The following is a 22,610-nucleotide window of genomic DNA, read 5'->3' as shown; positions in this document are numbered from 1 at the left end:
TTTTACCGGCGCGCCCCTTTCTTGGCGCTTGCACGCCATTTTTCAGGGTAAATTGACCGCGTTGGCCAATCGTCTCCCGGTATGGGGCACGAGGAAGCAACGCAGCGGAGACATTCCCCATGCGTTGTGTCTCCTCCCGTGCGAAACAACACCCTGGAGATACAAGAATGGCTGGAAATACAGCGCTGACTTCCCCTCTCATCCTCGCCCTGGTCTGTGGGCTGATCGCCGTGGCCTACGGCATCTGGGCCCGAGGCTGGATTCTTTCCAAAGACGCGGGCAACGCCCGCATGCAAGAGATTGCCGCCGCCATCCAGGCGGGGGCCGCCGCCTATCTGGCGCGGCAGTACAAGACCATTGCCATCGTCGGCGTGGTGCTGGCCGTGCTCATTGGCCTCTTTCTGGACAGCAAGACGGCCATTGGCTTTGTCATTGGCGCCGTGCTCTCGGGCGCCTGCGGCTTCATCGGCATGAACGTGTCGGTGCGTGCCAACGTGCGCACCGCGCAGGCCGCCACGCAGGGCATCGGCCCGGCGCTCGATGTCGCCTTTCGCGGCGGCGCCATCACCGGCATGCTGGTGGTGGGCCTGGGCCTGCTGGGGGTCACCGGTTTTTATTGGTTCCTGGTGGGCAGCAACCCGGTGGCAGACCACACACTGGCCAATCTGCTCAACCCGCTGATCGGCTTTGCCTTTGGCTCGTCGCTGATTTCCATCTTTGCGCGCCTGGGCGGCGGCATCTTCACCAAAGGCGCCGACGTGGGTGCCGACCTGGTGGGCAAGGTCGAGGCCGGCATCCCCGAGGATGACCCGCGCAACCCCGCCGTGATCGCCGACAACGTGGGCGACAACGTGGGCGACTGTGCCGGCATGGCCGCCGACCTGTTCGAGACCTACGCCGTCACGCTGATTGCCACCATGGTGCTGGGCGCATTGATGCTGACCGCTGCCCCAGTGAGCGCCGTGATGTACCCACTGGCGCTGGGTGCGGTCTCCATCGTGGCATCCATCATTGGCTGCTTCTTCGTCAAGGCCTCGCCGGGAATGAAAAACGTGATGCCAGCGCTCTACAAGGGCCTGGCGATTGCCGGGGTGCTTTCGCTGATTGCCTTCTGGTTCGTTACCGCCTGGATCATTCCCGACAACGCCCTGGGCGGCACGGGCGCGCAGATGAAGCTGTTTGGCGCATGCGCCACCGGCCTGGTGCTCACCGCAGCGCTGGTCTGGATCACCGAGTACTACACCGGCACGCAGTACAAGCCGGTGCAGCACATTGCACAGGCCTCCACCACCGGCCACGGTACCAACATCATTGCCGGCCTGGGCGTGTCCATGCGCTCCACCGCCTGGCCCGTGATCTTTGTCTGCGCCGCCATCCTGGTGTCGTACTCGCTCGCTGGGTTGTTCGGCATTGCCGTGGCGGCCACCTCCATGCTCAGCATGGCGGGCATCGTGGTGGCACTGGACGCCTACGGGCCGATTACCGACAACGCTGGCGGCATTGCCGAAATGGCCGAAATGCCCAGCAGCGTGCGTGACATTACCGACCCGCTGGACGCCGTGGGCAACACCACCAAGGCCGTGACCAAGGGCTACGCCATTGGTTCGGCCGGTCTTGCATCACTGGTGCTTTTTGCCGACTACACGCACAAGCTCGAAAGCTATGGCCAGGCGATTACTTTCAACCTGTCCGACCCCATGGTCATCGTCGGCCTGTTCATCGGCGGCCTGATTCCCTACCTGTTCGGTGCCATGGCCATGGAGGCCGTGGGCCGCGCAGCCGGCGCCGTGGTGGTGGAAGTGCGCCGCCAGTTCCGCGACATCAAGGGCATCATGGAGGGCACAGCCAAGCCCGAATACGGCAAGGCTGTGGACATGCTGACCAGCGCCGCCATCAAGGAAATGATCGTCCCCAGCCTGCTGCCCGTGGTGGTGCCGATTGTGGTTGGCCTGCTGCTCGGCCCCAAGGCGCTGGGCGGCCTGCTGATGGGCACCATCGTCACCGGCCTGTTCGTCGCCATTTCCATGTGTACCGGCGGCGGTGCCTGGGACAATGCCAAGAAGTACATCGAAGACGGCCACCACGGCGGCAAGGGCTCAGAGGCGCACAAGGCCGCCGTCACCGGCGACACCGTGGGCGATCCGTACAAAGACACCGCTGGCCCGGCTGTGAACCCGCTGATCAAGATCATCAACATCGTGGCGCTGCTCATCGTGCCACTGGTGGTGAAGTTCCACGCCGGCTGAAGGTGCTGCCCAGGCGGCCTGACTACTGAAACGGCTGCTGACCAAAGGGGCTTTGCGCCCCTTTTTCGATGCGTCCGTGACAATGGCCGCGCAACCGATACCGTTTGGCCGAAAGCGACGCCTTCAAACCCGCGCAACATGGCACCACGACTACGAAATGGGCCCATGAACCACGCTACTTCATCCTCCGCCGGTCCCGACATCGCGCTCTACCACCAGGTCGTGCGCGCCTCTTTGGCGCATTCCGGCCATCTTTTGGAGCGCGTCATCGAATCCGCCCGCAGGGCTCTGCAAGCACGCGAAGACCAGGCCCGCACCCCCGGCGAGAGCCACAGCATCATGCACGCGCGGCAGCACCTCGTCCGTGTCGGCTCCGTCATGTGCGAGCGATTTCCTGGCGCCCTGGAGCAAGCCGTAGCCAAAGGTGCTGACCGAGAGCAGCCCGCGACACGGTCGCTTTTTTCGGTCCAGTTTGACGAGCTGGAGCTGATGGACGAGTCACAAATCAGCGAGAGCGTCGAGCGTGCGCGTGCAAGGCAGGTGCTCGCCGAGGCCGTGGCAACGCCCTTGGCCGATCTGAACGCGCTCATGAGCGCAGCGCAAGGCCAATCCACCGTGGACCCCGGGCACAACCCCCTGCAACCCGAGCTATTTCTGCAGGCCCTACAAACCGTGGTCGGGCAGATGCAGCCGTCCGACCCGGTGCGGCGGGACTGGATGGGGCACTTGGCCGAGGCGATGGGCAAAGAGCTTATGGCCCTGTATCTCCAGTTGATCGGGCAGTTGCAGGAAAGCGGCATCAAGCCTGCCGGTTTTGCGGTTCGCCAGCAAGGCGGCAACTACGTCTACGTGAAGCCCGTGGGTGCAGAAGGCCACGCTCCCGGGTTCGGTCCGGAATCCGCACAGTGGCGTACGGACGGAACATATACACCCGCGCAGCTTGCCCCCGCAACCGCAACAGCCCCCACCCAAACCCTGCTGACGCTGCACCAGTTACACCGACTGCTGACAGGCGAGCTGGCCGATGGCCCAGCACCCGAAATGCCTTTCTCTGAACGGTTTTCGCGCGAGTTCGAAAGCACCTCCGACCGCACGGCGGCACCCGCACCGGACTTTGACATCACCGTGCCGGCGGCTTTTGAAGCGCTCCAGGAAATGAACCAGGTGGATCGCATGATGGAGCGGCTGGGCAACCGGGGCCCGCAGGCCTTGGCGGCCCCGTTGGCTGCAACCACCACGGCGCCACACAAAGCGGGGCTTGGCCAGGCCTTGAGCATGGAAGTGATGTCGCTCATGCTGGACAACATCGAACGCGATGACCGTCTGCTCTGGCCAGTGCAGCAGCTCGTCAAGTCGCTGGAACCTGCCCTCTTGAAACTGGCGCTGGCAGACCCGCGATTTTTCAGTGACAAGGACCATCCCGCACGCCGCCTGTTACAGGAGATGACGGACCGCAGCCTGGCCTTTGACAGCCTCGAAGCCCAAGGCTTCGAGAGTTTCATGCAGCCACTGATCGATGTGGTGGGTCCATTGACGCAGTCGCCCATTGAAGACCAGGAACCGTTTGCACATGCCCTGGAACAATTGCTGGGCGCCTGGGCCGCGCGCGAGAAAAAGCACGAAGACGAGCGCCTGCGTGCCATCGAAGCCCTGCGCCATGCCGAGCAACGCAACCTGCTCGCCGCCAGGATGGCGCGGGAGATTCGGCTACTGCCCCAAATCGACGCGATCCCGGCCGAAGTGGCGCGCTTTCTGCTGGGCCCCTGGATCCAGGTGATGGCCCAGGCCCGTCTGGATGACCACAGCGGCAGCAACGACCCGGGCCGCTTCCGGGAGGCGGTGGACGCGCTGATCTGGAGTGCACAACCCCAGCTCACCCGCATCAACGTGGCCCGCCTCGCCCGCCTCTTGCCCAAGCTGCTCTCCCGACTACATGAAGGCCTTAACGCCATTGACTACCCACCTGCGAAGACGCGCGCGTTCTTCGAGCTGCTGATGCAATTGCACCAGCAGGCCTTTGTACCCGGCGGCACGGCACCAATCCCGCCCCACACGCCCTCATCCCCTGCACACAAAAATGTGCCCACGCTGGAGGCGGACGAACCCTGGATTGCACCGTCTGAAGTGGCGGAATCCGGGTTCATGGACGAACCCTCGGGCACCCAGCCAACAAACCCTGGCGGCGAAACAGCCCACAGCCCGGCCATGGGCGCTGTGCAAGGCCTGGAGATCGATGTCGGAACCTGGGTCAACCTCCTGGTGGAGGACAAGTGGGAGCGCACGCAGCTATCGTGGATTGGATCCCATGGCAACCTGTTCCTGTTCACCAACGCCTACGGCCATACCCAATCGATGACCAGGCGACTGCTCGATAAGCTGCTCGCCCGTGGCTCCCTGCGGGTCATTTCCGGGCAGACCGTGGTGGCGGGCGCGCTCGACGCCGTGGCACAAGCCGCCCTGCGCAACAGCCTGGACACAGGCGAGTAGCCGGCTTTTCACGCACGGTGCATGTGCATCACCCATCGGCGCCTCGCGCAGCTTCTTTTGTCGGCCTAAAACTCTGAAGAAATGGCCGCCTGTAGCAAGGCACTCGCCGGGGCAACCAATACTTGCATGTCGTCCACGCGCCCTTGCTCGATGGCCTGCAGCACCAGTTCGTGAATACCACCCACCACCGCCAGCGCCATAGTGGGCTGCAGCGGTGACTTGCGCAGGCGTGCGCCGGGACGCTGGTTCACCACCTCCAGCATCAGGTCGGCCAACTGGCCATGCACACGGCGGCGCACCGCCAGTCCCGCAGCGCCCAAACCCAGGATATCGATGAACAGCGTGCGCAGCAGCACCGGGCGGCGTGAGAGCGCCGCCAGATAGGCCGCCATGGCCTGCTCCACCTGCACCTGCCATTCGCTGTGCGGGTCGATCGCAGCGCGCAGCGCGGCCGTGGCCTCGTCGGTGGCTGCAACGTACAGCGCCATCAGGCATTCAGCCTTGTCGGCGAAATGCTCGTAAAAAGTGCGCCGCGACACGCTGGCCTCGCGCACCACGTCTGCAATGGTGGTCTCGGCGTAGCCTTTTTCCGCCACACAGCGCGCCATGCCGTCCAGCAGGCGGGCACGGTGCCCAGTGGGATCGTTGCAGTCTGCGTTCATGGTCATTTCATTCCCCGGAACAATCGGTACTTGACAGTACCACAACTTTCTTCGATGATTCGTGTCGCTTGGTACTAGTCAGTACCACTCGTTGAATCACCGCCCAACGGCCCACCCATGACATCGCAACTCACGCCCCGTGCGCACCTTCTCACCAGCGTCGCTGCGCTGTGCCTGCTGGCCCAGCCCGCTCTCGCGGCCCCCATGGACTTCGGCACCGCACTGCAGCACATGGCAGCATCGTCCGACCGCCTCGCTGCATCGCGCCAGGCCGTGGACAGCGCCGCCTGGCAGCGCCGCGCGGTCGAAAGCCTGGGCGGTCTGAGTGTCAGCCTGACCGGCGCTGCCTATGCCTACAACGCCAACCTCGACGTGGACCTGAACCCGCTGAGCCAGGCCCTGCCCGGCATCGCATCACAGCTGCCGCCCCAGCTGGGAGGCATGGTGGCGCAGCTGCCGCACCTGCCCGCCAGCTACACGCTCAACCGCCACAAGACGGACGTCACGGCTTCGGTCAATGCCGTCTATCCACTCTACATGGGTGGTATTGACAACGCCGCACGTGGCCTGGCCGATGCCCGCACCCGCGAGGCCCAGGCCGACAGTGCGCGCGTCAGCGACGAACTGGCCTCGCTACTGGTACAGCGTTACTTTGGCGCCCAACTGGCCGACCGCGCAGCCGTGCTGCGCGAAACAGCGCTGCAGAGCATCGAAAAGCACGACGCGGCCGCGCAAAAAATGCTGGACGCAGGCGTGATTGCCAAGGTCGAGCGCCTGCAAGCACGCTCGGCCCTGGAAGACGCCCGCAAGAATGCCCGCAAAGCGCGCGACGATGCCGACCTGGCCACCACCGCGCTGACCCGCACCGCCCGCGCCGAAGAGCGCGTGCAACCCACCAGCCCGCTGTTCGTCAACAGCCAACCCGTGCAGCCGCTGGACTACTTCATTGACGCCGCACTGGCCCGCCACCCGGGCCTGGAAAAAATCGCCGCCAAAAAGGCGCAGGCCAGCCAGTTGCACGCCGCCGATGAGGCCCTGCGCCGCCCCCAAGTGTTTGCCTTTGGGCAGCGCCAGATCAAGAGCGGCAACGCCGACTGGGTGGCCGGTATTGCCGTGCGCTGGACGCTGTGGGATTCCATCGACCGCAAAGCCCTGGCCGCTTCGTCCCAGGCGCAGGTCGAGCAGGCCGAGCGCACCGGCGCCCAGGCGCGCAGCGACATCGCCCTGCTGGTCGAGAAAAACTGGCTGGCGCTGGAGCAGGCGCGGCGCCAATATTTCGCGCAGCAGGCCGGTGTGGACCTGTCCGCCGAAGTGCTGCGCCTGCGCGAAGCGGGCCTGCGCGAGGGCACCAGCACCACGCTGGACCTGATCGATGCACAACTGAACAACGCCAAGGTGCAAACCGAACGCGCACAGGCCGCCCACGACTACGTGCTGGCATTGGCCGCCCTGCTCGAGAGCAGCGGCCTGTCGGATGAATTTGCAAACTACATGGCGCAAGCCGATGTGAAGGTGGATTGAGATGAACGCAAAGACAAAAACCGCCGCAGCGGTCACCTTGGGCCTGGCTGTTGCCGCCTTTACGGGTTATGGACTGTGGCAGGCAGGGCAGCCCGCACCTGAAGTGTTCCAGGGCCAGATGGAAGCGCGCGAAGCCGACATTGCCCCCAAACTCAGCGCCCGCATTGCGCAGGTGCTGGTGAAAGAAGGCGACCAGATTACCGTGGGCACACCGCTGGTGCGCCTGGACAGCCCCGAAGTCGCCGCCAAGATGGCCCAGGCCACGGCCGCCCAGGCCGCAGCCCAGGCCGTGGCCCGCAAAGCCGAGAACGGCGCACGCCCGCAAGAGATCGAAATGGCGCGCCTGACCTGGCTGCGCGCCCAGACCGCCGCCGAGTTGGCCGACACCTCGTTCCAACGCGTTGAAGGCCTGGCCCGTGAAGGCCTGATTGCCACGCAAAAACGCGACGAGGCCGATGCCCACCGCAAAGCCAGCCGCGACCAGGCGCTGGCCGCCAAGGCGCAGTACGACATGGCCCGCGCCGGTGCCCGCCCCGAAGACCAGGCGGCGGCGGCCGCGCAGGCCCGCCAGGTGGCCGGTGTGGTGGCCGAAGTGCAGGCCGCGCAGGCCGAGACCGAACTCAAAAGCCCGGTGGCTGGCGAAGTGGCCAAGGTACTGGCGCGCGTGGGCGAACTCTCGCCCCAGGGCGTAGCCGTGGTGTCGGTGGTCGATCTGTCAGACCAGTGGGTGGTGCTCAACGTGCGCGAAGACCGCCTGCAACGCTTTGCCGTGGGCACCGAGTTTGATGCCACCCTGCCGGCCCTCGGCGATCAGCCCGTGCGTTTCAAGGTGTACGCCAACAGCGCGCTGCCCGACTTCGCCACCTGGCGTGCCACGCGCGCTGGCCAGGGCTTTGATGTGCGCACCTTTGAGGTACGCGCCCGCCCCGTGACCGCCCTGCCCGGCGCACGCCCCGGCATGAGCGTGTTGGTCAAAAATTTATAACAAATTGACCTCTAGCGCTTTATCCATAAGTGCTACCAGCTATGAATTCAATAGTACACAGTGCCCAGCGTGAAGCCCGGCGCTTGCGCCGCAGCCCCTGGGACCTGGCCATGATCACCTGGGTGCCGCTGCTGGCCGTTGCGCTGCTGTGGTGGATTTTTTCTGCCGGTGTGCCCCACGGCTTGCCCATTGGCGTGCAGGACGAAGACCATTCCACCCTCTCGCGCCAACTCACCCGCATGCTGGACGCCACACCCGGCCTGCACGTGGCGCGGCCGATCAGCGGCAGCCTGGAGGCGCAAGCCGCCCTGCGCAGCACGGAGCTTTACGCCGTCGTGGTGATCCCACGCGACTTTGCGCGCGATGTAAAGCAAGGCCACGTGGGCAACGTCACGCTCTTGCACAACGCACAACTGGGCACGCATTCGGGCCTGATCCAGCGCGATGTGCGCGCGGCCGTGGGCACGCTTTCGGCCGGGGTGGAGTTGTCTGCACGCGCCAAGCGCGGCGAATCCGCACAGGCCGCGCGGGTGGCCATGGACCCGATCCACACGCAACTGGTGGGTCTGTTCAACGTGGCGGGCAACTATGAGCAGTTTCTGGCGACCGGGCTGATTCCCGCGCTGCTGCACATCCTGGCCATGACCGCCGGTGCCTGGGCCGTGGGCCGTGAACTGCGCGACCGCAGCCTGGGCGACTGGCTCGGGCAGCGCGGCCAACCCACACGCACGGCGGGCGCCCTGGTGGGCAAGCTGCTGTGGTCCTGGCTCAGCCTCACGCTCGTCGGCCTGCTGTCCCTGGTGGGGTTGACCTGGGGGCGCGGCTGGCACCCCAGTGGCAGCATCGCCTGGGTGGCTGCAGCACTGGCGCTGCTGGTGGGGCTGTCGGTGGCGCTGGGCGCGCTGCTGGCGGCGCTGACGCGCTCGCTGCGCATGGCGCTCTCGGGCGTAGGTTTTTTCTCGGCACCTGCGTTTGCCTTCAGCGGCGTGGCGTTTCCGCTGCTGGCCATGTCGGCCAGCGCACGGGCCTGGGCGCTGGCCATGCCGTTCACGCACTACATCGCCCTGCAAACCGCGCAACTGCAAATGGGCGCGCCCATTGCCGCCAGCGCAAGCACCATGGCAGGGCTGCTGCTGGCCACCGTGCTGGCGCTGCTGCTGTGCGTGCCCTTGCTGCAGGCAGCGCTAGGCCAGCCACAGACCTGGGGAAAACGTTGATGAACCATTTATGGACCCGCGCCTTGGCAGCGTGGCGCGATGCCCTGGCGGTGGTGGTGCGCGACAAGGGCGTACTGCTGCTTCTGGTCGCCGCACCCGTGCTGTACGGCTTTTTCTACCCCTGGTTCTACGCCACCGAAGTGGTCACGCAAGTGCCAGTGGCCGTGGTGGACCTGGACCACTCCAGCCTCTCACGCCAGATCACGCGCCTGGCGCAGGCCGACCCGAACATCGCCGTAACCCTCGTCACGGGCAACGAGCAAGAGGCACGCGAGGCGCTCTGGAACGGCGCCATTGGCGGCTACGCCGTGCTCCCCGCCGACCTGCAGCGCAAGGTGCTGCGCAGCGAAGCGACCGTGGTCAACGTCGAAGGCAACGGTGCCTACACCCTCATCAACAAGGCGGTGCAGCGCGGCTTTGCCGAAGCCGTGGGTACGGCATCGGCGGCGGTGGAAATCCGCATGCTGCAAGCGCACGGCCAGAGCGCCCTGCAGGCGCAGGCTAGCCGCAATCCCGTGCAACTACACACCGTAGCGCTGTTCAACCCCACCGAGGGCTATGGCAGCTACGTGGTGCCCGCCGTGGCGCTGCTGATCCTGCAACAGACGCTGCTGATGGGTGCTGCCATGCTCGCCGGCACCTGGGTCGAGACAGGGCAGCACCGCGCCAGCCCCGGCACCTGGTGGGCACGCCTGCTGGCACTGTGCACACTGGGCATGGTCAGCGGCCTGCTGTATTTCGGCTGGATCTTCATCTGGCAAGACTACCCGCGCGGCGGCAACCCCTGGGGTGCGCTGGTGCTGCTGCTGTGCTACGTGCCCACCAACGCCGCTCTGGGCATGCTGCTGGGCCTGTGGATGGGCAACCGCGAGCGCGCGCTGCAGGTGCTGCTGTTTACCACCTTGCCAATGGCTTTCATGGCGGGATTTTCGTGGCCGGTGCAAGCGCTGCCGCTGCCGCTGCAATGGTTGCGCTGGCTGCTGCCCAGTACGGCGGGCGTACAGGCCTCGCTGCGGTTGAACCAGCTGGGCGCGCCCCTGGCCGATGTGCTGCCGCACCTGGGCGTACTGCTGGCATTGTTGGGCGCCAGTGTGGTGGGTGTGCTGTGGAAGGCGGCCCTACCCAGGCCAATCGACACCCGGGCCTAGCCAGCTCCCCTGGCAGCCCAGCAGTTCCGTCGTTGCCAGACGCGCCCGCCGCTGGCCCACACCCAAGGCATCCCGGGTCGGCTCCGGTGCAGCGCCCCCCTGGCGCCACCAGGGCTGCAGCCATTGCCAGGCGCGCATGCGCGCCTTCAACGGCAGTGCTGTGGGGTGGGGTTGTGCGGCTTTGGGCGTCGCCGCTTCGAGCGTACGCTGCGCTGCCCGCTCCCGCTCTACCGCCAGCGCCGTATCGCGCACTACCACAGCCGCCCGCAGGCGCAGCACCTGGGCCTGCAGACCCTCAATTTCGGCCTGTTGCTGCGCCATGATGCGACTGCAGCGCTCCTGCGCAGCGCCATAGGCGCGGCAGAGCACCACATGCTCTTGCGGGACCGTGGTTGCGGGCGAAAGGATAGGGATGGAGCGCATGGTGCTGGCCTGCTGTAGAAAGGACAGGTCAGATATTAAATGAGAATAATTCTCATTGCAAAAACGGCAACGCTGTCACCAGGGTCAAATCCGGTTCCGTCCCTCGCTTGCACGCCCTTGGTTTTCGGCTCCGTAAAGTCAGTTGCTGATCTGCACCCAGAGCTTGTCGAGTCTTTTCACGCTGACAGGCTGCGGCGTGCGCAGCTCCTGCGCAAAAAAGCTCACGCGCAACTCTTCGAGCAGCCAGCGCAGCTCCTGCATGCGCGCGTCGACTGCGCCCTTGCGCTCGGCCACCAGGCGCCAGTAGCGCTGCTCGTGTGGGCGCAGCTCCATCAGCTTGGCGGCGTCGCGGGCTGGGTCGGCGCGCAGTTTGTCCAGGCGTGCGGTGATGGCCTTGAGGTAGCGGGCAAAGTGCGCCAGCTGCGGCCAGGGCGCGGCTGTCAAAAAGTTTTTCGGCACCAGGCGTTGCAATTGCTGTTGTGCGTCCTGCACAGAATCGGGCGCAATCTTGGTGTCCTTGATCTTGCGCGCTGCTGCTGCGTATTCGATAAGGATGGTGCCCGCCAGACGCGCCACTTCGTTGGCAATCAAGGTGAGGCGCCCGCGCCCTTCCTGCACGCGGCGCTCGAACTGTTCCGCATTGGTGGGCAAGGGCTCCAGCAAAAAAGCGCGGTCCATCGCCACGTCGAGGATCTGGCTGCGCAGCTCCTCCTGCGTGCCCAGCGGTATGTAGGCCACGGCCATCTTTTGCAGGTCGGGAATGTTCTTTTCCAGGTACTTGAGGGCGTCTTTGATTTGCAGTGCAAAAAGGCGGCGTAGCCCGGCACGGTGCTTGGTAGCGGCCAGCGCGGGCTCGTCGAACACTTCGATGGTGACGGCATCACCCGCGTCAATGAGCGCAGGAAAGCCGATGAGCTGCTGCCCGCCCCGGCCGATTTCCATCAACTCGGGCAGCTCGCCAAAGGTCCAATGGGTATAGCGCGCCTCGGCGTGTACCGTGGGCACCGCAGGTTTTGCTTTGCTTTTGATAGCTGCTTGCGCTTGACCAGTAAGCGCTGGAGGCTCATTTGTCTCTAATTTTTTGGCTTCTTGAGCGTTGCTGCTCAACTTGAGCCCCGCCAGCGCCTGGAAGGCCCCGCGTGCCTTGGCGCCCCACTCGGCCTTGAGCGCGCCCAAGTTGCGGCCCTGGCCGAGCTGGCGGCCATGCTCGTCCACCACGCACAGGTTCATGAACAGGTGCGTGCTCAGCATGTCGAGTTTGAAGTCGGCGCGCTTCACATCGAGCGATGTTTCATCGCGCACCTGTTTGAGCAGCGCGTCCACCAGGCCGACGTGCCCGATGCGGTCGGGCGTGCCCAGCAGCTCGGCCAGGCGGGCAGCCGATTCGGGCAGCGGCACAAAGCGGCTGCGCGGGCGCTGCGGCAGGCTTTTGAGCAGCGCCTGGATTTTGTCCTTGAGCATGCCGGGCACCAGCCATTCACAGCGCTCCTCGCTCACCTGGTTGAGCACAAACAGCGGCACCGTCACCGTGACGCCGTCGCGCGCATCGCCCGGCTTGTGCAGGTAGCTCGCCTGGCAGTCCACGCCGCCCAGGCGGATCATTTTGGGGAAGGCGGCGGTGGTGATGCCCGCCGCCTCATGGCGCATGAGCTCATCGCGGGTGAGGCGCAGCAGCTCGGGGCGCTTGGCCACTTCCTGCCGGTACCAGTGCTCAAAGGCGCGGCCATTGGTGATGTCCTGCGGAACCTGCTGGTCGTAGAAGGCGAAGATGAGTTCTTCGTCCACCAACACGTCCTGGCGGCGCGACTTGTGCTCCAGCTCCTCCACCTTGGCGATGAGTTTTTCGTTGGCAGCCAGGAACGGCAGGCGTTTGGCCCAGTCGGGCAGGACATCGCCCGCCACCAGCGCCTGGCGGATAAACATCTCGCGCGCAGCGTGCGGGTCCACCTTGTCGAAGGGTTTGCGCCGCCCGCTGTAGACCACCAAACCGTAGAGCGTGGCGCGCTCGAAGGCGACGACCTCTGCGGCTTTTTTCTCCCAGTGCGGATCGAGCAATTGCTTCTTCAGCAGGTGCGCGCCCACCTCCTCCAGCCATTGCGGGTCGATGTTGGCAATGCCTCGCCCGAACAAGCGGGTGGTCTCCACCAGTTCGGCGCAGACGATCCAGCGGCCGGGCTTCTTGCGCAGGTGCGCGCCGGGGTGGCGGTGGAACTTGATGCCGCGCGCGCCGAGGTACACATCCTCTTCTTCCGGCTTGAAGCCGAGGTTGCCCAGCAGGCCTGCGAGCATGGATTTGTGCAGTTCCTCATAGCTCGCAGGCTGGGGATTGAGCTCCCATCGGTGCTCGGCCACCACGGTGAGCAATTGGCTGTGCACGTCGCGCCACTCGCGCACGCGGCGCACGTTGATGAAGTTCTGCCGCAACAACTGCTCATACTGGCGGTTGCTGAGCTTGTGGGTGGGTGCGGCATCTGCAAGCGCCGACGGCAGTGCAGGCTGTGGCTGGGCGCCCGAGGCGCGCTGCGCCACCGGCAAGAACGCCTGGTTGGGCGCTTTTTTGCGCGCTTGCACCTGTTGCACGCGGGCCGAAGCCAGTGTGGGCATGCTGCCTCCGCGCGCCTGCTGCAGCCAGTTCCATAGCGTCAGATACCCACTGAATTCGCTCTTTTCGTCGTCAAACTTGGCGTGCTGCTGGTCGGCCAGCTGCTGTGCTTCCATAGGACGGTCACGCACGTCCTGCAGACTGAGTGCACTGGCAATCACCAGGACCTCATTCAAGGCGCCACGCTCGCGCGCTTCCAAAATCATGCGGCCCACGCGCGGGTCCACCGGCAGGCGCGCCAGCGCACTGCCCATGGCGGTCAACTCGTTGTATTCGTCCACGGCACCCAGCTCGTGCAGCAACTGGTAACCATCGGCAATCGCGCGGCCCGAGGGCGCGTCGATAAACGGGAACTGCGCCACGTCGCCCAGGCGCAGCGACTTCATGCGCAGGATGACGCCGGCCAGCGATGAACGCAAAATTTCCGGGTCGGTAAAGCGCGGCCGCCCGGCAAAGTCTTTTTCGTCGTACAGGCGAATGCAGATGCCGCTGGCCACGCGCCCGCAGCGCCCGGCGCGCTGGTTGGCCGCCGCCTGGCTGATGGGCTCGACCAGCAATTGCTCGACCTTGCTGCGCAGGCTGTAGCGCTTGACCCGCGCGGTGCCCGAGTCGATCACGTAGCGGATGCCCGGCACCGTGAGCGAGGTCTCGGCCACGTTGGTGGCCAGGATGATGCGCCGCCCCGTGTGGCCGTCAAAAATGCGGTCTTGCTCGGCCTGCGAGAGGCGCGCGAACAGCGGCAGCACTTCGGCATTGCGCGTGACCGGGTTGTGCGCGAGGTGCTTGCGCAAATGGTCCGCCGCCTCGCGAATTTCGCGCTCGCCAGGCAGGAAAACCAATATGTCTCCGGCCGCATTGCCTTGCCACAGCTCGTCCACGCCATCGGCAATCGCCTCATTCAGGCCATAGTCACGTGACTCCTCGAACGGACGCCAGCGCTGCTCCACCGGAAACATGCGGCCAGAAACCAGCATGACGGGCGCCGGGCCGTTCTTACTTTCAAAGTGTTTGGCAAACCGGTCGGCGTCGATGGTTGCAGACGTCACCACCACTTTCAAATCGGGCCGACGCGGCAGTATCTGGCGGATGTAGCCGAGCAGAAAATCGATGTTCAGACTGCGCTCGTGCGCCTCGTCGATGATGATCGTGTCGTAGGCCTTGAGGAGCGGGTCGGTCTGCGTCTCGGCCAGCAAAATGCCGTCCGTCATCAGCTTGACCGAGGCACCCTGGCTCAGGCGGTCCTGAAAACGCACCTTGTAGCCCACCACTTCGCCCAGCGTTGTCTTGAGCTCTTGGGCAATGCGCTTGGCCACGCTGCTGGCCGCAATGCGGCGCGGCTGGGTATGGCCAATGAATTGCCCACGCTCGCCCGGGCGTGCATTGGCGCACCCCCTGCCCATGGCCAGCGCCAGCTTGGGCAGTTGCGTGGTCTTGCCCGAGCCGGTTTCACCACACACGATGATGACCTGGTGGGCCTGCAGGGCCGCCATGATCTCGTCGCGCCGCCCCGAAACAGGCAAAGACTCCGGAAACTCCAGGACGAAGGGGCAAACAGGGGCCGGTGGGGGCGCATCAGAAAAAGACATAGCCCGCCATTATCGATAGCGCAGGGCCCACCGCCCGCAGATTCGCCTGCGTGCGAGACAATCCACCCGCAAACACAGCACGGGGAACACGGATGCGAATTCTGATCGTCGAGGACGACGCAGGCATTGCCAGCGGCCTGGCCGCCACCTTGAGGGGTGCCGGTTATGCCGTGGACATTTGCGACAGCCTGGCCCGCGCCGGTACGGCCCTGCGCACCGAATCGTTCGACATGGCGCTGCTCGACCTGGGCCTGCCCGACGGCGACGGCATCGACTGGCTGCGCAGCCTGCGCCAGGAGGGGCGCATGCTGCCCGTGCTCATCATGACCGCCCGCGACGCCCTCACCGACCGTGTCACCGGGCTGGACGAGGGCGCAGACGACTACCTCGTCAAACCCTTTGCCCCCGAAGAACTGCTGGCGCGCATGCGCGTGGCCCTGCGCCGCAGCGAGGGCCGGGCATCCCCCTTGCTGGTGCACGGCGACCTGGTGGTGAACCCGGCAGCGCACACCGTGCACCGTAATGGCACGCTGGTGCCCTTGCGCGCCAAGGAATTTGCCCTGCTGCTGGCCCTGCTGCGCGCCAGCGGCAAGGTGCTCACCCGCCAGCGGCTGGAAGAAGCCCTGTACGGCTTTGACGACGCCCTGGAGAGCAACGCCCTGGAAGTCCATATCCACCACCTGCGCCGCAAGCTGGGCAGCGAGTTGCTGCAAACCGTGCGGGGCGTGGGCTACTTTGTGCCGCGCCCGGACAACGACGCTACCCCGCAGAAGGCGACGCCATGAAGCCACGGCCCTCCCCCTCGCCGCGCCTGCTGCGGCGCTATCTGTGGACCTGGGCCCTGCTGACGCTGGCCATTGTCTGGCTGGCGCTGGCCGCCGTGGCTTACTACACCGGGCTGGACGAAGCCGACGAAATCCTGGACGGCCACCTGGTTTCCGTTGCAGAACCGCTGCTGCACCCCGCTGCCCGGCTGCTCAAAGCCCCGCCACAGTCCGCCCCCCTCCCCATGAGAAGCCCCTACGCCACGGTCTACGCGCCCGAGCTGCGCCTGGTGGTCTGGGAAGACGAGCGCGTGGTGTGGGACACCCATGGCATTGCTGCCCTCCTGCCAGCCAACCTGGCCCAAGGCCACCACACACTGGTGCTGGACCCCTCCCGCCCGGCATCCACATGGCGGGTCTTTGTCGCCGATGCTCCCGCAGACGCCACCACAGCGCGCCGGGTGGCTGTGCTGACCGAAATGGGCTGGCGCCAGCACCTGGGCACCGACTTGGCCGAAGACATCGTTCGGCCCTCGCTGGTGCTGCTGCCGCTGGTGGCCCTGCTGATGGCCTGGGCCATCCGCCGGGGCCTGCTGCCGCTCGAACGCCTGTCTGACCAGATTGCCGCGCTGGACCTGGACGCCGGGCAAACCCTGCCCGAGCAACAACCTTTTCGGGAACTGGCCTACGCGGTGGACGCCATCAACACCCTGGTGCAGCGCCAGCAGTTGCAATTGCAGCGCGAACGGCGCTTCACATCAGACGTGGCGCACGAGTTGCGCACCCCGCTGGCCGCCATGCTGCTGCAGGCCCGGCGGGCGCGCGAAGCGGACAACCCTGCCGACCGCGCACAGGCACTGCAGACCATTGAGCAGGACGCCCTGCGCGCGGGGCATATCCTGGGCCAGTTGCTGGACCTGGCACGCGCCCAAAGCCTGGAAGCCCTGGCCACGGAGACGGTAGATCTGTGCGCCGTAGCGCAGCGGGTTCTGGCCGACCATGCCCCCCTGGCCTACGAGCGCCACCAGGAACTGGCACTGGATGCGCCGTCCCGTCCCGTGCAGGTTCAAGGCCACGCCACGATGGTCGAACTGATACTGCGCAACCTGGTCGACAACGCCTTGCGCCACACCCCCCCAGGCACCCTGGTTGAAGTGCGCGTGGCGCAGACCCCGCATGGCCGCTGCACGCTGTCGGTAAGCGACAACGGTGCACGCGATGGCGCGCACGCCAGCGCCAACCCCGGCATGGGCGTGGGTCTGAACCTGGTGCAGCGCATGGCCGACGCGCAAGGCATCGCGCTGGAACACACGCCGGGCACACCTGCGACGAACCACCGCTTCACCTTGTCGTGGGCCGGTTAATACTCGGATAAGGCGGGTTGGCAAGAATCCTTGGATTTCCGACTCCGATTCCCCCTGCCAGCCTGATGTCCCCTACCAACCGCGCCCCCTGGCACCCCACTGCCCTGCTCCTGATCCTGTCCCTGTGGCTGGCCACTGTGGGCAACCTCCCGCTGTGGAAGGCCCTCTGGAGGCTTCCGGAAACCCATGGACTGCAGGCCGTCATTACCCTGGGTTCTCTGGTACTGGTGGTGCTGGCCGCCACCGTGCTGCTGCTGGGGCTGTTCCTCTGGCCGCGCTGGCTCAAGCCGGCAGGCATTGCGCTGTTGCTCATCACGGCATCCAGCAGCTATTTCATGTCCAGCTACGGCATCGTGATCGACCCCACCATGCTCACCAACGTGGTCCAGACCGACATGGGCGAGGCGCTGGACCTCTTGTCCTGGCCTTTGGTGGTGACCTTGGCCCTGGGCGCGGTGTTGCCCGGCATCTGGTGGTGGCGCCAGCCCGTGCGCCGCGTGGGCGCCGGACGGCTGGTGCTGCAGCAGCTCGGCGTGGGGCTGCTAGGCCTGCTGGTGGCAGTTGCCATGCTGTGGATGTCGTTCCAGGACGTGGCCTCCCTCATGCGCAACCACAAAACGCTGCGCTACATGATCAACCCGTTTAATTCGGTGTATGCCGTGGCGCGGGTATCTGTGGGCCGTGCCGTACAGGCCCAGCAAGTGCTGGAACCTATCGGTATGGATGCGCACCTTACGGCACCGGGCAACTCGGTCGACACATCGCCCCTGATCGTTTTGGTAGTGGGCGAGACCGCACGCGCGGCCAATTTTGGTCTGGGTGGTTACGCGCGCGACACCACGCCCCAGCTCAAGCAACTGCAGGCCGAGGGTGATCTGGTGTATTTCTCCAACGTCAGCTCCTGCGGCACCAACACACAAACCTCCTTGCCCTGCATGTTTTCCTCTCAGGGGCGAGAGCGCTTTGAAGGCGCCGACAGCCACCAGGAAAACCTGCTGGATGTGCTGCAGCGCGCCGGCCTGGCCGTGCTGTGGCTCGACAACCAGTCGGGCTGCAAGGGCGTATGCGACCGCGCTCCCCATACCGATACGCGCAACCTGAATCTGCCCGACATCTGCCCGGACGGTGAATGCTTCGACGAAGCCATGCTGCGCACCTTGCCCGATGAACTGGCCCGGCTCGACCCCGAGCGCCGCGCCCGGGGCACCGTGGTGGTCATGCACCAGATGGGCAGCCACGGCCCGGCGTACTACAAGCGCTCGCCCCCTGCCATGAAGCTCTTCCAGCCCGAGTGCAACAGCAATGCGCTGCAGGAATGCCCACCGGAACAGCTCCAGAACGCCTACGACAACTCGCTGCGCAATACCGACCACCTGCTGGCCCAAACGGTGCGCTGGCTGCAGACCCTGCAGCGCCCCACCGCGCTGGTCTATGTGTCGGACCACGGTGAATCGCTGGGCGAGAAGGGCCTGTACTTGCACGGCATGCCGTACCGCATGGCCCCGACAGAACAAACGCATGTACCCATGCTGGCATGGGCTTCCAAGTCACTGCAGCACACGCAAGGCTTGCGTCTGGAATGCCTGAAAGGCCAGGCCGCACAGCCCTGGTCGCACGACAACCTGTTCCACACCATGCTGGGGCTGGCGCGTGTCGGCACCACGGCACTGGACGGCAAGCTGGACATGCTGGCCCCGTGCACCGGGCCGGCCTGAGCGATCGCCATGGCGGCCTGACGGGGAGGCAGTCAGACCTTGGACTTGCCGGGTGCAAATCCGACACCGTCCTAGGCTCCGTCAAATTCGGTGAAAATCGCGCACCGGCGCTCCGTCGGATGTTTTTCACTCTTCTGACCGCCCACACTGCCGCATGTCCACCGTTTTCAATTTCACTTTCGTCCCTTGGTTCCGGTCGGTGGCACCCTACATCCACATGCACCGGGGCAAGACCTTCGTGGTGGGTATTGCGGGCGAGGCCATTGCCGCGGGCAAGCTGCCCGGCATCGTGCAGGACCTGGCATTGATCCAGAGCATGGGGGTGCGCATCGTGCTGGTGCACGGTTTTCGCCCCCAGGTCAACGAACAATTGCAAGCCAAAGGACATGCAGCCCGCTACTCCCATGGCATGCGCATCACCGATTCCGTGGCACTGGACTGCGCGCAAGAGGCCGCAGGCCAGCTGCGCTACGAGATCGAAGCCGCCTTCAGCCAGGGGCTGCCCAACACACCCATGGCGGGTTCCACGGTGCGGGTTATCTCGGGCAATTTCCTCACTGCCCGGCCCGTGGGTATCGTCGATGGCGTGGATTTCAAGCACACGGGTCTCGTGCGCAAGGTGGATGTCGCAGGCATCATGCGCTCGCTGGACATGGGCGCGCTGGTGCTGCTGTCGCCGTTTGGTTTTTCGCCAACCGGCGAGGCCTTCAACCTGAACATGGAAGAAGTGGCCACCAGCGTCGCCAGCGAGCTGCAGGCAGACAAGCTGATTTTTCTCACCGAAATTCCGGGTATCCGCATCCAGCACGACGCACCGGCCAGCGAAGACAACCCTATCGACACCGAGCTGCCGCTGGCTGCCGCAGAAGCCCTGCTCGCCCAGATTTCGTCGCCCCACCAGCCCACCGATACCGGTTTTTACCTGCAACACTGCGTGCGGGCCTGCAAAGCTGGCGTGGAGCGCAGCCATATCCTGCCCTTTGCCACCGACGGCGCCCTGCTGCTGGAGGTGTATGTGCACGATGGCATTGGCACCATGGTCATCGACGAAAAGCTCGAGAGCCTGCGCGAAGCCACCGCCGACGATGTGGGCGGCATCCTGCAATTGATCGAGCCCTTTGAGAAAGACGGCACCCTGGTCAAGCGCGACCGCACCGAGATCGAGCGCGATGCCGACCACTACACCATCATCGAGCACGATGGCGTCATTTTTGCCTGCGCCGCCCTCTACCCCTACCCCGAAGCCAAGACCGCCGAGATGGCAGCGCTGACCGTGTCACCGCAAAGCCAGGGCCAGGGCGACGGAGAAAAGGTGATGAAGCGCATCGAGCAACGGGCGCGCGCAATGGGCCTGTCCAGCATCTTCGTGCTCACCACGCGCACCATGCACTGGTTCATCAAGCGCGGTTTCGTGCAGGTAGACCCCGACTGGCTGCCCGAGGCCCGCAAACGCAAATACAACTGGGATCGGCGCAGCCAGGTGCTGGTCAAAAAACTTTGAGCATTTTTGGCATCTAGCGCAATACCATCAAGCGCTAATAGCTACAAATAACAGAGCATCAAGCCACAGTATCGACCTGCGTGGGGTCCAGAAACCGCTCTGCATAGCGCAGGTACACGCGCTGGGCCACAAACACCGCAAACAGATCGGGATCAATGTGCCCGTTGCAGGTCATTTTTTCCATGATGTCCAGCGCCTGCGACAGCTTCATGCCGCTCTTGTAGGGCCGGTCTGCAGCGGTCAGCGCCTCAAAAATATCGGCAATGCCCATCATGCGGGCCTGCACCGACATCTGCTCGCGCGTCAACCCGCGCGGGTAACCTTTGCCGTCCATGCGCTCGTGGTGCCCCCCGGCATATTCGGGCACGTTTTTCAGGTGCCGCGGCCAGGGCAGTGTCTCCAACATCTTGATGGTAGCGACGATGTGGTAGTTGATGGTGTCGCGCTCGGCCTGTGTGAGGGTGCCTGCACGAATGGTGAGGTTTTCCATTTCCTCGGCCGTGAGAAAGGTGGTCTGCACGCCCTCCACATTGCGCCACTGGCGCTGCATGCCGATGGCACGCACGCGCAACTGGTCGGCGGGCTGCATGGACTCCACGCCCTTGTTGCAGCGCCGCAAAAAATCACGATCGGCCTCGATACTTTGCAGCTTGCGCTGCAGGTTCGACTGGGCCACCGCTTCGGCCCCCGCATCCACCACCGGACGCAGGGCCAGTTGTGCGCGCAGCGCTGCCAGCTCGGCATCACGCTTGAGCACCTCAAAGCGCGTGTCCACCAGGTCGATGCGGTCATAAATGGTCTGCAACTTGGTCGCCTTGTCCACCACGTGCACCGGCGTCGTGATCTTGCCACAATCGTGCAACAGGCCCGCCATCTGCAGTTCGTAGCGGTCGCGCTCGGTCATGTGAAACTCAGCCAGCGGCCCTTCGGTCGTGGCATCAGCGGCTTCGGCCAGCATCATGGTGAGCGCGGGCACACGCTCGCAATGCCCGCCGGTGTAGGGTGACTTTTCGTCGATGGCGATGTTGATGAGTTTGACGAAAGACTCGAACAAACGTTCGAGCTGCGAAATGAGCAACCGGTTCGACAGCGCAATAGCCGCCTGCGAGGCCAGCGATTCGGTCAGGCTCTGGTCGGCCTCCGAGAAAGCCACCACCTGCCCCGTTTCAGGATCCAGTGCGTTGAGTAACTGCAGTACGCCAATGAGCTCGCCGTCGTGGTTTTTCATGGGCACGGTCAGAAACGACTGCGAGCGATAGCCCGTGCGCTGGTCAAAGGCGCGCGTGCCAGAAAAGTCGAATCCCTCCTCGGCATAGGCGTCGGCAATGTTCACCGTACGGTCGTGCAGGGCCGAATGCGCCGCCACCAGGGCATCGTTGGGCGAACCGTCGGCATGGCGCAGGGGCAGGTCAGGCAAGGCAATGCGTTGCCCTGTAGTGCCTCCCTGGCGAATACCCAGGGAATCCGTGCGCATGATCTCGAAATGCAGGGCCGTGTGGTCGTCCGTCACGCTGTAGAGGGTGCCGCCATCAGCGCCGGTCAGGGTTTTGGCCGCTTCAAGGATGTTTTCCAGCAGCCGTTCGATGTCGCGCTCACGCGAGAGCGCTGCGCCGATGCCGTTGAGCTGCTCCAGGCGGCGGAACAGGTTCATTGCTGATGTTTTGCCCATGGCGATGCCTTCATTGCCAGCCTCCGCAGGCTGGATTGGCTGCCATGTTAGAGGCAAACGCCCCGCCCGTTACAACTGCTCAGATTCCAGCAGATGTTCTCCGGGCAGGCCCTGCAATGCGCCGTCGAGCAGCGCCTGCGCAATGCGCTGCGCTGTCACGGGCCGGTAGCGCCGCGGCACCAGTGGCCCGAACGCGCGCGCCACCCACAGGCCCGCCACTTCACCCGGCCGCGCCACATCGCGGTCGGCATTGATCAGCGAGGGCCGCACGATGGTGAGCGATGGGTAGCCCAGTGCACGCACGCCATCTTCGGCCTGCGCCTTGGTGCGCAGGTAGAAATTGCCCTGGGCACGGGCCCCCAGCGAAGAGTTGAGCGCCATCCGCGTGGCACCGGCCTGCCGGGCCAGGCGCGCGGTGTCGATGACAAGGTCGCGGTCCACGGCCGCAAAGGCTGGTTGCGAGCCCGCCACCTTGATCGTGGTGCCCAGCGCGCAAACCACGGCATCGGCCCGCCACCACGGCGCAGCGGCATCCAGCTGTGCAAAATCGGTAACGGGATTGAGCAGCTTTTCATGCGCTGCCAACGGGCGGCGCGTGGGAGCGATGACCTGGGCCACCCGGGAGTCGGCCAGGGCCTGGGCCAGCACTTCGCGGCCCACCGCGCCCGTGGCGCCCAGAAGCAGCAGGCGCAGAGGCTGGGCGATGGCCGTCATGGGGGG

At 65.1% G+C, this 22,610-nt stretch carries 15 protein-coding genes; 10 read left to right on the top strand and 5 right to left on the bottom strand.

The features are described from left to right. Positions 1 to 167: 167 nt before the first annotated feature. Complete coding sequence (locus ACYVOC_RS13375; protein ID WP_461162140.1) at positions 168 to 2,246, top strand: sodium-translocating pyrophosphatase; 2,079 nt, start codon at positions 168 to 170, stop codon at positions 2,244 to 2,246. 165 nt (positions 2,247 to 2,411) lie between these two features. After that, positions 2,412 to 4,733, top strand: coding sequence for a DUF1631 family protein (locus ACYVOC_RS13370; protein WP_461162139.1), 2,322 nt, complete (start codon positions 2,412 to 2,414; stop codon positions 4,731 to 4,733). 65 nt (positions 4,734 to 4,798) lie between these two features. Here ACYVOC_RS13370 and ACYVOC_RS13365 read toward each other — a convergent pair whose 3' ends face one another. Continuing rightward, positions 4,799 to 5,401, bottom strand: coding sequence for a TetR/AcrR family transcriptional regulator (locus ACYVOC_RS13365; RefSeq protein WP_199562975.1), 603 nt, complete (start codon positions 5,399 to 5,401; stop codon positions 4,799 to 4,801). 111 nt (positions 5,402 to 5,512) lie between these two features. On the opposite strand from ACYVOC_RS13365, the gene ACYVOC_RS13360 reads away from it, so the two are divergent. The 4 genes from ACYVOC_RS13360 to ACYVOC_RS13345 are packed head-to-tail and all read left to right on the top strand — an operon-like array spanning position 5,513 to position 10,266. Continuing rightward, on the top strand, positions 5,513 to 6,916 hold the full coding sequence (locus tag ACYVOC_RS13360; RefSeq protein ID WP_461162138.1) for a TolC family protein: 1,404 nt from the start codon (positions 5,513 to 5,515) through the stop codon (positions 6,914 to 6,916). 1 nt (position 6,917) lies between these two features. Next, positions 6,918 to 7,901: an HlyD family secretion protein gene (locus ACYVOC_RS13355; protein ID WP_461162137.1), complete on the top strand. Its 984-nt coding sequence runs from the start codon at positions 6,918 to 6,920 to the stop codon at positions 7,899 to 7,901. A 41-nt stretch (positions 7,902 to 7,942) separates the two neighbouring features. Next, positions 7,943 to 9,118, top strand: a complete 1,176-nt coding sequence (locus tag ACYVOC_RS13350; RefSeq protein ID WP_461162136.1) for an ABC transporter permease — start codon at positions 7,943 to 7,945, stop codon at positions 9,116 to 9,118. Continuing rightward, positions 9,118 to 10,266 (top strand): ABC transporter permease, encoded by a 1,149-nt coding sequence (locus tag ACYVOC_RS13345; RefSeq protein ID WP_461162135.1) that lies wholly within the window; start codon positions 9,118 to 9,120, stop codon positions 10,264 to 10,266. Before ACYVOC_RS13350 ends, ACYVOC_RS13345 begins: the two co-directional genes overlap by 1 nt. On the opposite strand, the gene ACYVOC_RS13340 is transcribed toward ACYVOC_RS13345, so the two are convergent. Continuing rightward, positions 10,237 to 10,689 carry a hypothetical protein gene (locus tag ACYVOC_RS13340; RefSeq protein ID WP_461162134.1) on the bottom strand — a complete coding sequence of 151 codons (453 nt, stop codon included), beginning with the start codon at positions 10,687 to 10,689 and terminating at the stop codon, positions 10,237 to 10,239. The genes ACYVOC_RS13345 and ACYVOC_RS13340 overlap by 30 nt on opposite strands. A gap of 138 nt (positions 10,690 to 10,827) precedes the next feature. Then, positions 10,828 to 14,877, bottom strand: a complete 4,050-nt coding sequence (gene hrpA / locus ACYVOC_RS13335; protein WP_461162133.1) for an ATP-dependent RNA helicase HrpA — start codon at positions 14,875 to 14,877, stop codon at positions 10,828 to 10,830. A gap of 92 nt (positions 14,878 to 14,969) precedes the next feature. On the opposite strand from hrpA, the gene ACYVOC_RS13330 reads away from it, so the two are divergent. The 4 genes from ACYVOC_RS13330 to argA all read left to right on the top strand — a co-directional run bounded on the left by ACYVOC_RS13330 (position 14,970) and on the right by argA (position 20,221). After that, positions 14,970 to 15,662, top strand: a complete 693-nt coding sequence (locus ACYVOC_RS13330; RefSeq protein ID WP_461162132.1) for a response regulator — start codon at positions 14,970 to 14,972, stop codon at positions 15,660 to 15,662. Then, positions 15,659 to 17,005: a sensor histidine kinase gene (locus tag ACYVOC_RS13325; RefSeq protein WP_461162131.1), complete on the top strand. Its 1,347-nt coding sequence runs from the start codon at positions 15,659 to 15,661 to the stop codon at positions 17,003 to 17,005. The genes ACYVOC_RS13330 and ACYVOC_RS13325 overlap by 4 nt, the downstream gene beginning before the upstream one ends. 65 nt (positions 17,006 to 17,070) lie before the next feature. Continuing rightward, positions 17,071 to 18,720 carry a phosphoethanolamine transferase gene (locus tag ACYVOC_RS13320; protein ID WP_461162130.1) on the top strand — a complete coding sequence of 550 codons (1,650 nt, stop codon included), beginning with the start codon at positions 17,071 to 17,073 and terminating at the stop codon, positions 18,718 to 18,720. A 154-nt stretch (positions 18,721 to 18,874) separates the two neighbouring features. Continuing rightward, positions 18,875 to 20,221 (top strand): amino-acid N-acetyltransferase, encoded by a 1,347-nt coding sequence (gene argA, locus ACYVOC_RS13315; RefSeq protein ID WP_116004042.1) that lies wholly within the window; start codon positions 18,875 to 18,877, stop codon positions 20,219 to 20,221. Between the two features lie 58 nt (positions 20,222 to 20,279). Here the strand turns inward: argA and ACYVOC_RS13310 are convergent, their stop codons facing one another. Next, a complete protein-coding gene (locus tag ACYVOC_RS13310) occupies positions 20,280 to 21,890 on the bottom strand; it encodes an HD domain-containing phosphohydrolase (protein WP_461162129.1) in 1,611 nt (536 codons plus the stop codon). A 69-nt stretch (positions 21,891 to 21,959) separates the two neighbouring features. Then, a partial coding sequence (locus ACYVOC_RS13305; protein WP_461162128.1) for an NAD(P)H-binding protein occupies positions 21,960 to 22,610 on the bottom strand: 651 nt, incomplete at its 5' end.

The organism is Simplicispira piscis (assembly GCF_054783455.1).
This window is presented reverse-complemented; position numbering and strand designations above follow the sequence as displayed.